Annotated in this window: 12 protein-coding genes; 8 read left to right on the top strand and 4 right to left on the bottom strand. The window is 74.4% G+C overall.

Features of this window, described 5'->3' with window-relative positions; translation table 11 throughout:
* Nucleotides 1-74 precede the first annotated feature (74 nt).
* Nucleotides 75-686 carry a TetR/AcrR family transcriptional regulator gene (locus tag QUE38_RS12605; protein WP_286308601.1) on the top strand — a complete coding sequence of 204 codons (612 nt, stop codon included), beginning with the start codon at nt 75-77 and terminating at the stop codon, nt 684-686.
* Nucleotides 687-696: 10 nt separating this feature from the next.
* Here the strand turns inward: QUE38_RS12605 and QUE38_RS12600 are convergent, their stop codons facing one another.
* The gene (locus QUE38_RS12600; RefSeq protein WP_433996974.1) at nt 697-1,674 is read right to left on the bottom strand and encodes a M24 family metallopeptidase; all 978 of its coding nucleotides are present in this window, start codon (nt 1,672-1,674) and stop codon (nt 697-699) included.
* Nucleotides 1,675-1,865: 191 nt separating this feature from the next.
* Nucleotides 1,866-2,900 (bottom strand): LacI family DNA-binding transcriptional regulator, encoded by a 1,035-nt coding sequence (locus QUE38_RS12595; RefSeq protein WP_286308599.1) that lies wholly within the window; start codon nt 2,898-2,900, stop codon nt 1,866-1,868.
* Nucleotides 2,901-3,006: 106 nt separating this feature from the next.
* Here QUE38_RS12595 and QUE38_RS12590 point away from each other — a divergent pair, with 106 nt between their 5' ends.
* The 6 genes from QUE38_RS12590 to QUE38_RS12565 all read left to right on the top strand — a co-directional run bounded on the left by QUE38_RS12590 (nt 3,007) and on the right by QUE38_RS12565 (nt 9,408).
* Nucleotides 3,007-3,951: an NAD-dependent epimerase/dehydratase family protein gene (locus QUE38_RS12590; protein ID WP_286308598.1), complete on the top strand. Its 945-nt coding sequence runs from the start codon at nt 3,007-3,009 to the stop codon at nt 3,949-3,951.
* A complete protein-coding gene (locus tag QUE38_RS12585) occupies nt 3,948-4,874 on the top strand; it encodes a 5-dehydro-4-deoxyglucarate dehydratase (RefSeq protein ID WP_286308597.1) in 927 nt (308 codons plus the stop codon). Before QUE38_RS12590 ends, QUE38_RS12585 begins: the two co-directional genes overlap by 4 nt.
* Nucleotides 4,871-5,935, top strand: coding sequence for a mandelate racemase/muconate lactonizing enzyme family protein (locus QUE38_RS12580; RefSeq protein ID WP_286308595.1), 1,065 nt, complete (start codon nt 4,871-4,873; stop codon nt 5,933-5,935). The genes QUE38_RS12585 and QUE38_RS12580 overlap by 4 nt, the downstream gene beginning before the upstream one ends.
* Before the next feature lie 70 nt (nt 5,936-6,005).
* Complete coding sequence (locus tag QUE38_RS12575; protein ID WP_286308593.1) at nt 6,006-7,451, top strand: aldehyde dehydrogenase (NADP(+)); 1,446 nt, start codon at nt 6,006-6,008, stop codon at nt 7,449-7,451.
* Between the two features lie 57 nt (nt 7,452-7,508).
* The gene (locus tag QUE38_RS12570; protein ID WP_286308591.1) at nt 7,509-8,669 is read left to right on the top strand and encodes an MFS transporter; all 1,161 of its coding nucleotides are present in this window, start codon (nt 7,509-7,511) and stop codon (nt 8,667-8,669) included.
* A 169-nt stretch (nt 8,670-8,838) separates the two neighbouring features.
* Nucleotides 8,839-9,408, top strand: a complete 570-nt coding sequence (locus QUE38_RS12565; protein ID WP_286308590.1) for a hypothetical protein — start codon at nt 8,839-8,841, stop codon at nt 9,406-9,408.
* A gap of 53 nt (nt 9,409-9,461) precedes the next feature.
* On the opposite strand, the gene QUE38_RS12560 is transcribed toward QUE38_RS12565, so the two are convergent.
* Complete coding sequence (locus QUE38_RS12560; RefSeq protein WP_286308589.1) at nt 9,462-10,808, bottom strand: Gfo/Idh/MocA family protein; 1,347 nt, start codon at nt 10,806-10,808, stop codon at nt 9,462-9,464.
* A 216-nt stretch (nt 10,809-11,024) separates the two neighbouring features.
* Between QUE38_RS12560 and QUE38_RS12555 the strand changes: the two genes are divergently transcribed.
* Entirely contained in the window at nt 11,025-12,029 is a 1,005-nt protein-coding gene (locus tag QUE38_RS12555) for a LacI family DNA-binding transcriptional regulator (protein ID WP_286308587.1), read from the top strand.
* A 44-nt stretch (nt 12,030-12,073) separates the two neighbouring features.
* Here the strand turns inward: QUE38_RS12555 and QUE38_RS12550 are convergent, their stop codons facing one another.
* Nucleotides 12,074-14,353, bottom strand: coding sequence for an alpha-L-rhamnosidase (locus QUE38_RS12550; protein ID WP_286308586.1), 2,280 nt, complete (start codon nt 14,351-14,353; stop codon nt 12,074-12,076).
* Nucleotides 14,354-14,362: the final 9 nt, after the last annotated feature.

Here is a 14,362-nt window from a genome sequence, read left to right as displayed (position 1 = left end):
TTCGTGAATGAACTTGTGACACTATACGCCTCATCTGTCAGAGACTGCCATACCTGGCGCTGTATGCTTGCGGCGTGAATGCATCGAAGCCCGGAAGCGGCATGCGGGAGATCGCCCGCGACGCCGTGCGCGCCCGCATCTCCGAGGTCGCGGTCGACCTGTTCGACGAGCACGGGTTCGAGCACGTGACCGTCGAGCAGATCGCCGCAGCAGCCGGCATCTCGGCGCGGAGCTTCCACCGATACTTCCCCGCGAAGGAAGACGCGGTCATCGCGGAACCCGTGGGCTGGGGCGAGTTCGTGCGCGACCGCTTCGCCGAACGCCCCGCTGGCGAGCCGGTGTGGAACGGCCTTCGCGTCGCCTACGAATCGCTGCTCGCCACGCCGGGCCGCGATGACGTGCGCGGCAAGCGCGCGATGCGCGTGCTCGGCACCACGCCGGCGCTCCGCGCACGAAACCTCGAGAAGCATCTGGCCTGGGCACGGCTGCTCACCCCGCTCGTCGCGGAACGGATCGGCGGCAGCGAGGCGGTGCTCCGCGCTGAGGCAATCGTGCAGGCATCGCTCAGCTGCTTCGACATCGCACTCACCACCTGGGCGCATGCGACCAGCAGCGTCGACGCCGCGACCTTGCTCCGCACCGCATTCAGCGCACTCGAGTCGGCCCAGGTCAGCACGAAGCCGTGAGCACCAGACTCTAGGTGCCGACTTCGAGCTCGACGGGGCGGATGCGGCCCGCGACGCGCATCGTTGGCCAGCGCGGGTCAACGGTGAGGGGTTCGACGCCGTCGGAGCCTGCGAGCACGGTGTCCTCGACCTTCGCGCCGGGGGCGGTGGGGTTCCAGGCGAACGGCTGGCCGGGCTGCACGAGGTCGGCGATGCCGGGCACGGCGCGGGGGTCGCGGCCCGAGTAGCCGGCGGCACCGCCCTGGTGGTGGTTGCGCCACTCGTCGGCGGCGAAGCCGTTCGCGCCGTAGGCGGCGATGCCGGCGGCGAACGCGTCGCCGAGCGCGGCGCCCGGCACGGTCGCGTCGAGGAAGGCCGCCTCGACCTCGAGGATGCGCCGCTCGGCGTCGGCCTCCTCGGGGCGGGCGGCGCCGAAGCGCAGCCAACGGGTCGCGTTGGCGATGAGCCCGTGGCGGCGTCCACAGACGACGAGCATCGCGCGGTCGCCGATCGGGGCGGCGGTGGGCAGCGGATGCCGGTGAGCCAGCCGCGACCGCCCCGCGACGAGCGTGACCAGGGGGTCTATGCCGCGTGCGGCGAGACCGGCGGCGAGCGTCGCGGCGACGTCGCGCTCGGTCTGCTCGGGGTGGGCGCCGGACGCAGCATCCGTCAGCACTTCGGCCACCTCGCGGCAGAGTGCGCGGTAGCGGGCGAGCTCGCCCGGCAGGAGCGACGCGCGGGCGGCGCGCAGCTCGGCGGCGACGTCGGCCTCGCGCAGCGCGCCAGGCGAATCGGCCACGAGCGGCTCGTGCCACGGCACCCGCGTCAGGGTCGCGGCGGGGTCGTGCGGCAGCTCCTCGGCGAGCATCCGCTCGGCCTCGTTGGCGAAGACCAGCCACTCGTCGACATCGCGCCCAACGACGACGGCCGCGATGGGGTCGCCCGCGAGCGAGACGTGCACCCGTGCGCCGTCGAGGTACCACGACAGGGCGGTCGCCGAGGTGAGCAACAGGCGGTCGGCGCCCCGCTCGTCGAGCAGGTCGAGCAAGCGGCGGCGCTTGACGGCGCGGTCGGCCGCGACCGGGGCGTCGCCGGCTCCCGCAGGCGCGCCGGCCACGTCCGGCGGCCCCGCAGGTGCACCGGCCGCATCGGGCGGCCCGACGGAGGCGGCCGCCGGGTCGATCGGGTCCGTCGCGGGGCTCACGCGCGATCAACTCCCGCGCCCGCGCGCACCGGCCCGGTGCTCGCGCGCACCTCGAGGCGCGGGCGGTAGAGCAGCGTGTGCTCCGAGCGTCCGCCGGCGACGAGCGTCGCGAGGCGCTGCCAGACCTGGGCGCCGAGCTCGCCGCGCGGCACGGACATGCTCGTGAGCGGCGGCGTGGAGTAGCGCGCGAACGGGGAGTCGTCGAACCCGGCGACCGAGAGCTCCCCGGGCACCGAGACCCCGAGCTCGGCGAGCCGGTGCAGCAGGCCGAGCGCGACCAGGTCGTTGAAGCCGAGCACGGCGGTCGCCCCGCGATCGCGGGCCGCGAGCACGGCACCGGCCGCGTCGGCGCCGTCGTCGAGGCGCGAGCCGCCGGGGAGGATCTCGACCTCGAGCGACGGGAAGGTCTCGCGCGCCGCCGCGAGGCCGCGCTCGCGTTCGACGTTCGAGACGCTCGACGCGGGGCCGGCGAGGTAGACGATGCGGCGGTGGCCGAGGGCCACCAGGTGGTCGACGAGGTCGTGGATGCCGCGGGCGTAGTCGACGCCGACCCATGGCACGCCAGCCGCGTCGAGCGGGCGGTTCACCACGACCACGGGGGCGACGCGCGCGACGAGCTGGCGCAGCTTCGCCTCGGGCATGCGCGGCGCGCAGAGCACGAGCGCGTCGCAGCGGCGACGCGCCTCGAGCGCGACCGCCTCCTCGGACTCGGCGCGCTCGTCGGTGTCGGCGACCAGCACGCGGTACCCGTCGGCGTCGGCGGCCAGGGTCAGCCCCTTGAGGATGCCCTGGAACAGCGGGTTCTCGAGGTCGGGCACGATCATGCCGATCGTGTGGTTGCGGCCCTGCACGAGGCTGCGGGCTGCGAGGCTGGGTTCGTAGCCGAGCTCGGCCACGGCCGCGTGCACGGCGCTCGCGATCGTCGGGTCGACGTTGGCCTTGCCGTTGAGCACCCGCGAGACCGAGGCCTGGGACACGCCCGCGTGCCTGGCGACGTCGACGATGGTGACCTGCCGCGTGCGCTCGCTCATGGCACCTCCGAGAAATCGTTTCCCCGATCATAGCCCGCGAGTTGTCGAGAACCCCGGAATCTCCTAGACTCCCACGAGAAAACGATTTCTCAACCGTGGAGGTTCGATGCGCGTCGTCGTGACGGGATCCGCCGGGCGACTGGGCCGCAGCGTCGTGCGCGGGCTCACCGACGCCGGCCACGAGGTCGCGGCGGTCGATCGCGTGCCGACGCCCGAGCCCGCGGCATCCGAGCACCTCGTCGACCTCGCCGACCAGGCCGCGACCGATGCGCTCTTCGCCGAGTTGCGGCCCGACGCGCTCGTGCACCTCGCCGGCATCGCGGTGCCGTTCAGCGCCCCCGAGCGCGACATCATCGTCACGAACACCACGCTCGGCTACGGGGTGCTCGCGGCAGCCTCAGCACACGGCGCCACCCGCGTGCTCGCCGCCTCGAGCCCCACGATCCTCGGCTACGGCATCCCGTCGTGGCGCGCGCGGTACGCCCCGCTCGACGAGGCGCACCCGGTCTCCCCGTGGAACGCGTACGCGCTCTCGAAGGTCGTCATCGAGCAGGAGGTCGCGATGTTCGGCCGCGCGGCCGGCACCGACGGGCCGGTCTTCGGCGCGTTCCGCCCCTGCTACGTCATCTCCCCCGAGGAGTGGCAGGGCGCCCTGACCCAGCAGGGCCACACGGTCGCGGAGCGCCTCGCCGACCCGGCGCTCGCGGCGGTCAGCCTCTTCAACTACGTCGACGCGCGGGATGCCGCGGGCTTCGTCGACACCTGGCTGCACGCCGCCCCCGAGCTCCCCCAGGGCGAGACGTTCTTCGTCGGCGCCGCCGACGCCATGGCCACCCGCCCCGTCGCCGAGCTCTGGCGCGAGTACCTGCCCGCGCTCGGCGAGGCGGGCGACGCGCTCACCGGTGACGCCCCGGTCTTCTCGGTCGCGAAGGCCGAGTCGCTGCTCGGCTGGACCCCGAAGCGCCGCTGGCGCGACGAGCTCGCCGCCGAGGTGCCCGCCGGCCCCGAGGCATCCGCCCGCCCCACCCCCACGACCACAGGAGCACCGTGACCTCGCCCCTCGCCTTCGACGGCGTCCTCTTCTTCCCCGTCACCCCGTTCGGCGCAGGCGGCGCGCCCGACCTCGACCTGCTCGCCGAGCACGTCGGCTCGCGCCTCGAGCACGGCCCCGGCGGCGTGTTCCCGGCGTGCGGCACGGGCGAGTTCCACGCGCTCTCGACGGGCGAGGTCGACCAGGTCGTGCGCACGGCCGTCGAGGTCGTGAACGGACGCGTCCCGGTGATCGCGGGCGCGGGCGGCGCACTCGGGCAGGCGATCGAGCAGGCACGCAATGCGGCGGATGCGGGTGCCGACGGCATCCTGCTGCTGCCGCCGTACCTGGTCGGCGGCACGACGAACGGCCTGGTCGCGTGGGTCGAGCAGGTCGCCGCAGCCAGCCCGCTCCCGGTCATCGTCTACCACCGCGCGACGGCGCGCTTCACGGCCGACGCGATGCGCCGGCTCGCCGCGAACCCGAAGATCGCGGGCTTCAAGGACGGCACGGGCGACATCGGCCTCACCCAGGAGATCGTGCTCGCCGCGGGCGAGTCGGGCCGCGAGCTGCACTTCTTCAACGGCCTGCTCACCGCCGAGCTCAGCCAGGCCGCGTTCCGCGGCATCGGCGTGCCGCTGTACTCGTCGGCCGCGTTCGCGATGATCCCCGAGCTCGCGGCGGCGCACTACCGCGCCTACACCGACGGCGACGAGGCCACCCGCCTGCACCTGCTGCGCGAGTTCTACGTGCCGCTCGTGAACCTGCGCGACGAGACTCCCGGCTTCGGCGTCTCGCTGATCAAGGCCGGCCTCCGCCTGCAGGGCATGGAGGTCGGCTCGGTGCGCCCACCGCTCGTCGACCCGACCTCCGAGCAGGAGGCGCGCCTGGGCGCGATCCTCGACCGCGGCCGCGCGCTGGTGGCGGAGCTGGCCTCGGCGTGACCGCCACTATCGCGTCGCTCGCCACGCGGCTGGTCCGCGTGCCGCTGTCGCGCCCGTGGGGGCCCGACGTCACCGAGCTGAGCGTCATCGAGACGGTCGTCACCGACAGCGACGGCGCCACCGGGTACGGCTTCTCGTGGACGCCCACGATCGGCGCGGCATCCGTGCAGGCCATGCTCGACCACGACATCGCCTCGTTCGCGGTGGGGCGGGCCGCGGATGCCACGGGGCTGTGGCCCGAACTCTGGCGCCACCTGCACGAGGCCGGCGGCGGCGGGGTCACGACCATCGCGATGGCTGGCCTCGACCTCGCGCTGTGGGACCTCGCGGGTCGCCGGGCCGACGCGAGCGTCGTCGGCCTCGTCGGCCGCACGCAGGAGACGGCCGAGGTGTACGGCAGCGGCGTGAACCTGCACTACCCGCTCGACGAGCTCGTCGCGCAGGCCGAGCGCTGGGTCGCGGTCGGCTACGACGCCGTGAAGGTCAAGGTCGGCAGCCCCGACCTCGCGCGCGACGTCGAGCGGCTGGCCGCGCTGCGCGACGTGCTCGGCCCCGGCCGGCGCCTCATGATCGACGCCAACCAGCGCTGGAGCCTCGATCAGGCCACCACCGCGCTGGAGGCGTTCGCAACGTTCGGCCCGGCGTGGATCGAGGAGCCGCTGCGCGCCGACGACCTGCCCGCCCACGCGGAGCTGCGCCGCCGCACCGACGTGCCGATCGCCCTCGGCGAGAACGTGCACACCCGCTACCGCTTCGCCGAGTTCCTCGACGCCGGCGTCGTCGACGTCGCCCAGCCGAACATCGTGCGCGTCGGCGGCGTCACGCCGTTCCGCGAGATCGCCGCGCTCGCGGACGAGTACGGCGTGCAGGTCGCCCCGCACCTGCTGTTCGAGCTCTCCGGCCAGCTCGCCCTCACGCTCCCCCGCCCGACGCTCGTCGAAGACGTGGAGGACGCCACCTTCACCGCCCTCGGCGTGCTCGCAGACCCCGCGCCCGTCAGCGTCGACGGCGCGCGGCTCGCGTTCGACCCCGCGCCCGGGCTCGGGCTGCGGTTCGCCTGAACGCCGCCCCGCGGCATCCGCCGCCCCTCGCACCCACTTCGACCGCCCCGACCGCACCACCGGAGGACCCATGGACACCACGCCCGAGCAACTGCGACAGGTGACGGATGCCGCCCAGGCGGCGTTCGCACGCACCGCCGACGCCCCCGCGGCCGACCGGGCCGTGTGGCTGCGCGCGGTCGCCGACGTACTCGACGCGCACGTCGAGGAGCTCGTCGCGATCGCCGACGAGGAGTCGCACCTGGGCGTGCCGCGCCTCACCGGCGAGGTCGCCCGCACCACGGGCCAATTGCGCATGTTCGCCGCGGTCGTCGAAGAGGGCTCGTACCTCGAGGCGATCATCGACCACGCGAACCCGGAGGCTGCGCCGCCGACGCCCGACCTGCGGCGCCTCCTGCGCCCGCTCGGCCCGGTCGCGGTGTTCAGCGCGTCGAACTTCCCGTTCGCGTTCTCGGTCGCGGGCGGCGACACCGCCTCGGCGCTCGCGGTCGGCTGCCCCGTGATCGTGAAGGGGCACTCGGCGCACCCGCGGCTCTCGCGTCGTACCGCTGAACTGGTCGGTGACGCCCTGCGGGCCGCCGGTGCGCCCGACGGCGTGTTCGCGCTCGTCGAGGGTCGCGCTGCGGGCGTCGCGCTCGTGCAGGAGCCGTCGATCCGCGCCGTCGGCTTCACCGGGTCGCTGCACGGCGGCCGCGCGCTGTTCGACCTCGCGGTCGGTCGCCCCGATCCCATCCCGATCTACGGCGAGCTCAGCGCGATCAACCCCGTGCTCGTGACGCAGGCTGCCCTCTTCGCGCGCGCCGACGAGCTGGCGACCGGGCTCGCGGGCTCGTTCACGCTCGGCGCCGGGCAGTTCTGCACGAAGCCCGGCGTGGTGTTCGTGCCCGACGGGTCCGACTTCGCGGCCCGCGTCGCCGCCGCCGTCGGCGAGGCGGCAGAGGTGCCCATGCTCACCGACTCGATCGCGGGGGCGTTCGCCGACGGACTCGGCACGCTCGCCGGGCGCGACGACGTCACGGTCGTGTCGGGCACGCCCGAGCAGTCCGTCGGCACGGGCAGCGCGGTCGTGCTCGAGACCACGTCCGCCGCGGTGCTCGCCGACCCCGAGGGCCTGCTCGCCGAGTGCTTCGGACCGACCACGCTCGTCGTGCGCTACGGGTCGGTCGACGAGGCGCTCACCGCCATCCGCGCCGTGGGCGGCAGCCTCACCGCGACCGTGCACGCGGAGCCCGACGAGGACGTCGCGGCGATCGTCGACGTGCTCGCCGACATCGCGGGCCGCGTGCTGTTCGCGGGCTGGCCGACGGGTGTCGCGGTCAACTGGTCGCAGCAGCACGGCGGGCCGTGGCCGTCGACCACGTCGATCCACACGTCGGTCGGCGCGACGGCGGTGCGGCGCTTCCTGCGTCCAGTCGCCTACCAGTCGGCGCCGGATGCCGCGCTGCCCGCCGCCCTCCGCGACGACAACCCGCTCGGCATCCCGCGCCGCGTCGACGGGGTGCTGACGCTGCCGTGACCCCGGGTGTGCATCGGCGCCCGCGGGCGGGTAGGCTCCACGCCTCGTGAGCACCGAATGAGCGCGGGCACCTACCTCGCCACCGCGACGCCGCTTCGCCTGGCGATCGGCGGCGTCGGCGTGGGCGTGCCGATCCTCGCCGTCGAGCAGCTCGGCGACGTGGCCCTGGGCGGCGCGCTCGTGGCCGCCTCGCTGGCACCGAGCATCCTCGCCGCGCCGCTCGCGGGCGTCGCGCTCGACCGCTCGGCGCACCCGCGCCGGCTCGTCGCGGCGGCCGGCTTCCTCGCGGCGATCGCGTACGGCATCGCCGCGTTCCTCGGCGACGCGCCGATCTGGCTCGTCGCGACCGCGCTGATCGTCGCGGGCACCGTCTCGCCGTTCACCATGGGCGGGCTGTCGAGCTTCGTGACCGACGAGATCCCCCACGAGCGACGCGCCTTCGCCCTCGACGCGCTGTCGTACAACATCGGCGCCGTGATCGGCCCGGGCACCGTCGCCGCCACCGCGGCCCTCGGCTCGGCCCGCATCGCGATGCTCGTGGTCGCCGGCTCCGCCGCGCTCGGCGCCGGCTTCGCGCTCGCGACGCACCTGCGCCCCCGCAACGCGTCGACCGGCTCGCCGTGGCGCGCGATGCGCGACGGGCTCACCTGGATCGCCCGGCACCGCCCGCTCGCCGTCGTCACCGCCTCGGGCACGCTCAGCCAGTTCGGCGGCGGCGCGCTCGCGATCGCCGTGGTGGCGCTGTCGATCGAGCGGGCGAACGACCCCGACGGCGGCGCCGTGATCGTCTCGGCCTTCGCGGTCGGCGCACTGGTCGGTTCGCTCTGGATCTCGTGGCGCCCCGACACCCGCTCCCCCGAGTTCTCGATGGGCACCGGGTTCGCCGCCACCGGCGTGCTCACCATCATCGCGATCGTGGACGTCGGCGCCTGGTGGACCATCGTCATGATCGGCCTCTCCGGCGTGTTCACCGCAGCCTCGACGGCCGCGATGCTGCGCCTGCGCACCCTGCAGAGCCCCCGCGCGGTGCGCGCCCAGGTGTTCACGGTCGGCGGCGGGCTGCGCGCGGCCGCCGCGGCCGCGGGCGCCGGCGTCGCCGGCGTGGCCGCCGTGTCGCTCGGTGCCGGCTGGCTCGTCGCGGGGGTCGGCGCCAGCTGGATCGTCTCGGGCGCGCTGCTGCTCGCCTACCCGAGGGGCGCGGCCACGATCGAGGGGTGAGTGCGCGGGCGAGCGGATGCCTCCGGCCGCCCGATCACGACCGCCGGCGCCGGCTCCCGGCGAGCCCGATCACCGATCGGCGCGCGGCGCAAGGGCGTTGACCCGGCGCGTCGCGGGGCGGCAGGATGAAGACCCGTGGCGCCGGTGCGGCGCCGGAACGGAGCAGCGAGTGAGCGACGGCACCCCATCCCGACGGGACGACGAGACCGGCGACGGCGCCCGGCCGACCGAGTCGAGCGCGACGAGCCCGGCGACGTCCCGCTCGAGCGACGCCGGCTCCCGCGGCACCGGATCGACGGACACCGGCTCGACGGACGCCGACTCGCGCACCCTCGACGCGCGGAGCGCCGAGGCGAACGCGCCCGCCGACGCCGCCGCCGAGGTCGCACCCGACGGGCGCACGAAGCGCGTGCGCCCCGTGCGGGTCTGGGACCTCGTGCTGTCGATCGTGCTCGTGCTGCTGCTCATCGGCGTCGCGATCACGGGCGTGTTCATCGGGTCGCTGTTCGCGCTCGGTGCGCCGAGCTGCGTCAACGGATCATGCGCGCTGTTCGACGTCGGCCTGAACGTCGCCATCTGGGGCCCCATCGTCGTGGGCGTGCTCGGACTCGCCGTGACCGTCACCCTGCTCGTGCTGCGCAAGCGCGCCTTCTGGGTGCCGCTCGCGGGCATCGCGCTCGTCGCGATCGTCGTCTTCGTGGGCGGCGCGATCGCGCTGGTCGCGGGCTCCGGCGGGTAGGCCCGGGCGCCGGCTCAGGGGCATCCGCTCGCCCTGCCCACCGGGGAGCAGGCTCAGCCCGCGCCGAGCTCCAGGTCGGCGATGCGCACCGGCAGGCCCGTCTCGAGCGAGCGGTTGCCCGCGATGCCGACGCTGACCGCGCGCACGCCGTCGGCGTAGCGCGCGATGCGGCCCAGCGGGGCATCCGACTGCACCCGGTGGAAGAGGTGCTCGAGCAGGAACGCGTCGCCGCCGCCGTGCCCGCCGATGCCCTCGGGGATCGGCACGACCTGCGCGCCCTCCCAGTGCCGCTGCAGCACCAGGCGCTCGGAGTCGGGACGCACCTCGTCCTCCGGCGAGTATCCGGGGTGCATGCTGGGGTCCACGACGACCCGGCCGTCCTCGCCGACGAGCACGGCGCCGCGCTCGACGACCTCGAGCTCGGCGCGACCCTCGGTGCCGTTGACCGTCACGCGGTAGCCCTCCCACGGACTGTGGGCGTTCAGCGAGTAGCTCATCGTCGCGCCCGAGTCGTAGTCGACCAGTACCGAGAGGTTGTCCTCGATCGTGATGCCCTCGTCGAACACGTCGCGGTCGCGCAGGTAGCCGTCGTGCCCCTCGTTGTCGAGGTAGAGCTCCTTCATGCGCGCGTCGAGCGACAGGTCGAGGGCGAACGGGTCGCCGGTCGTGCCGGTGCCGCGCTCGGGGCGCTCGCCGAGCCCGCGGGCCCGGGCGTTGTCGGCGCCGTAGAAGCGCAGGCCGCCGCTCGCGAAGACACGCACGGGGGCGGCGCCGATCCACCAGTTGACGAGGTCGAAGTGGTGCGAGGCCTTGTGGATGAGGAGCCCGCCGGAGTTCCGCTTGTAGCGGTGCCAGCGACGGAAGTAATCGGCGCCGTGCACCGTGTCGAGCGCCCACTCGAAGTGCACGCTCGTCACCTCGCCGATGGCGCCGTCGCCGATGAGGCGGCGCAGCGCCGAGTTGCGCGGGCTGTAGCGGTAGTTGAACGTCGTGATGACCTCTCGGCCGGTCTCGGCGATCGCCTCGCCGATCGCACGCACGCCCTCGGCGTCGATGGTCAGCGGCTTCTCGACCACGACGTCGGCGCCGGCCCGCAGCACTCGGGTCACGAACTCGGCGTGGGTGAAGTCGGGGGTGGTGATCACGACGCGGTCGAGCTGCTCGTCGCGCACCATCCGCTCGATGTCGTCCGCGGCGTAGCGCTTCGGGGCCGGGTGGCCGGATGCCACGACCTCGCGCTCGTACACGTCGAGGCGGCCCGGGTTCACGTCGCACCAGGCGACCAGCGTGGCGACGTCGTCGAGCGGCTCGACGCCGAACTGCGTGCCGGTCAGCGCGTTCACGTACATGCCGGCGCGCGATCCGGTGCCGATGAGTCCGTAGCGTTCCTGGGTTGCCATCTCGTCCTTCGCGTTCGTGTCGGGTCGTGCCTCGGGCGGCGGCGCCCGTTTCGAGAAATCGTTTACCGGTGGTTGGCCGAGCGGATGCCGCGAGCCGCAGCACCGCTTGGGAAAACGTTATCTCACTTCCGGCCGCGCCTCCACCGCCCGGACGCCGCGCGGCGGTAGGGTCGAGGCACCGCGGGGTCGCCCGCGGGCGCCAGAACGGGAGCCGACGTGAGCCAGACCAGCCGCAGCACGCCCGCCACGCTGCACGACGTGGCCCGCGAAGCCGGGGTCTCGCTCGCCACGGCGTCGCGCTCGCTCAACGGCAGCACGCGCAAGGTCAACGAGGCGTACCGCCAGAAGGTGCTCGAGGCCGCCGCGCGCCTCGGTTACACGCCGAACCTCTCGGCCCAGGCCGTCGCCCGCGGCACGACCACCACGGTCGCGCTGCTCGTCGCCGACATCGCCGACCCGTACTTCTCCTCGATCGCCGCGGGCGTCGTCGGCCAGGCCGACACCGAGCAGCTGATCGTGACCATGGCCGAGACCGAGCGCGACTCGGCGCGCGAACTCGAGCTGGTGCGTGCGATGCGCGGCCAGCGCCCGCGCGTCATGATCCTCGCCTCGTCGCGCCGCGCCGACGACCCGGCCGCGGAGGCGCTGCGCGCCGAGCTCACCGCCTACGAGCAGACCGGCGGGCGCGTCGTGTTCATCACCGCCACCGACTCCCCGTTCCGCACCGTCACCCTCGAGAACCGTGAGGGTGCCCGCGCGCTCGCGACCCGCATGCTCGACCTCGGCTACGTGCGCTTCGGCGCCCTCACCGGCCCCGAGGGCCTGCGCACCGCCGAGGACCGCATCGCAGGGTTCACCGAGGGCCTCGTCGCCGGCGGGTCCGACCTCCCCGCCGACCGCACCGCGCGGTGCGCGTTCACGCGCGACGGCGGCTACGCGGGCATGCGCGAGCTCATCGAGCGGGGGCTCGGCGACACGCAGCTCGTGTTCGCCCTGAACGACGTGATGGCGATGGGCGCCATGTCGGCACTGCGCGACTCGGGGCTCGCGCCCGGCCGCGAGGTCGCGGTCGCGGGGTTCGACGACATCCCGACCGTGCGCGACGTCACCCCGACGCTCACCACGGTGCGCCTCCCCTCGAGGAGGTCGGCGAGCGCGCGCTGCGCCTCGCGCTCGCCGAATCCGACGACGAGTCGGGCGCCCCGGTGCCGACCGAGGTGATCGTGCGCGACAGCACCCCCGCCTCACCGACTGAGCGGGCGGGCTCAGCTCGCGAACGCCACCGATCGCTCGTGCACGCCCGCGCCCACGGTCTCGTCGGATGCTCCGGGGAGGCGCAGCACCGCCTCGGCACCCTCGGGCACGGTCGCGACCACGTCGAGCCGCCCGTCGGCGAGGTCCCACCGCACGCGCGCGAGCCCGCGCGGCGTCTCGAGCGACGTCTCCGCCCAGGTGAGGTCGCCGCCAGGCTGCGGCGCGACCAGGATGCGCGCGTAGCCCGGCTCGAGCGGCGCGAGGCCGCCGACGACCCGGTGCATCCAGTCGACCACCGCACCGAGCGCGTAGTGGTTGAACGACGTCATCTCCCCCGGGTTGATCGTGCCGTCGGGGAGCATCGAGTCCCAGCGCTCCCAGATCGTGGTCGCGCCCATGGTCACGGGGTACAGCCACGACGGGCACTCGGTCTGCAGCAGCAGGCGGTACGCGGCGTCGAGGTGCCCGGTCGAGGTGAGCGCGTCGGTCACGAACGGCGTGCCCGCGAACCCGGTCGAGATGCGGTAGCCGCTCTCGGCGACGAGTTCCGCGAGCCGATTCCCGGCGAACTCGAGGTCGGCGCCGTCGACGATGCCCGTGACGATCGCGAGGGCGTAGACGGCGGATGCATCCGAGTGGATGACCCCGTCGCGCACGTACTCCGCGTGGAAGCCCGCGCGGAGCGTGTCGGCGAGGGCCGCGAACTCGGCCTGCGCGTCGGCGTCGCCGAGCACGTGCGCGGCGTCGACCGCGATCGTCGCCGACTGGTACGCGGCGAGCGTCGCCACGACGTGTCCGTCGGCCTTGGCCTGGTGCGGCGCCTCCGGCGGGGCATCCGGGTCGAGCCAGTCGCCCAGCTGCATGCCCTGCCCCCACACGCCCGACTCATCGAGCAGCCCGCGCACCCGGCGCAGGTGGGCCGCGATCGCCGGGAACGCCTCGCGCAGCACGCGCTCGTCGCCGTAGGCCTCGTACACCGCCCACGGCACCCATGCGGCGGCGTCGCTCCAGACGGCCATCGCCTCGGGCGTCGGGAACTCGGGCGGCAGCTCGAAGTACTTGATCGCGTCGGGCACGACGAGCGGCACGATGCCGTCGGCGTGGCGCTGCTCGAGGTCGAGGTCGACGAGCCAGTCGCGCAGGAAGTCCCGCACGTCGAACAGGAAGGCCGCGCTCGGCGCGAAGGCGGCGATGTCGCCGGTCCAGCCGAGGCGCTCGTCGCGCTGCGGGCAGTCGGTCGGCACGTCGAGAAAGTTGCCGCGCATGCCCCAGACCGCGTTCTCGTGCAGCCGGTCGAGCAGCGGGTTCGAGGTCTGCATGCGCCCGATGCGGCGCAGGTCGCTGCTCACGACGATCGCGGTGAGCGCCCCCTCGGCGATCGCGTCGACGCCGCCGGGCCAGCCCGACACCTCGACGTAGCGGAACCCGTGGAAGGTCAGCGTCGGCTCGAACACGTCGTCGCCGCCGCTCAGCAGGTACCGGTCGGTGGCGCGCGCCGACCGCAGGGGGCGCGTGCCCAGCTCGTCGTGCTCGAGCACCTCGGCGTGCCGCAGCACGACCTCGGCGCCGGCCTCGCCGCGCACGGCGACCCGCACGAACCCGACGAGGTTCTGCCCGAAGTCGACGAGCACCGCGCCCGACGGCGAGGTCGTCACCGACACCGGGGCGAGCTCCTGCACCCGCCGCACGGGCGGGCCGACGTACGGCTCGAGCTTCTCGAGGTCGAAGTCGAGTTCGTGCACGCCGACCCACCCCGCGCCGTCGAACCCGGCGCCGAGCCAGGCGTCGTCGCGCAGGCGCGCGTCGATCGTCTGCCCGTCGTAGAGGTCGTTCGCGAGCGTCGCGCCGGGGCCGGCCTGCCACGAGGCATCCGTGCCGATCACCTGCTCGTGCCCGTCTGCGAAGCGCACGGAGAGCTCCGCGAGCGCGCCGAGCTCGTCGCCGTAGAGATTGCGGTTGCCCGCCCAGCCGAGGCGGCCGCGGTACCAGCCGTTGCCGAGCGCGAGCCCGAGCACGTTGGCGCCGTCGGCGACGAGCGCGGTGACGTCGGTCTCGGCGAACCGCACCCGCCACTCGTAGCTCGACCAGCCGGGCGTGAGGAGGTCGGCCGACACCGGCCGCCCGTTCAGCCACGCCTCGACCACGCCGAGCGCGCTGTACCGCAGCGTCGCCTCCTCGACCGCGCCGTGGCCGGTGTCGAGCGTCACCTCGCGCCGCAGCAGCGGTGCGCCGCCGAACTCGTCGTCGGGCGCGATCATGCGCGCGGTCCATCGTGCTGCGGTCTGATCCATCGTCGGATT

This window comes from Agromyces mangrovi (genome assembly GCF_030296695.1).
GTDB classification, from domain to species: domain Bacteria; phylum Actinomycetota; class Actinomycetes; order Actinomycetales; family Microbacteriaceae; genus Agromyces; species Agromyces mangrovi.
Note: the sequence above shows the minus strand (reverse complement) of the source record. Positions and strands in the feature narration are given on the sequence as shown.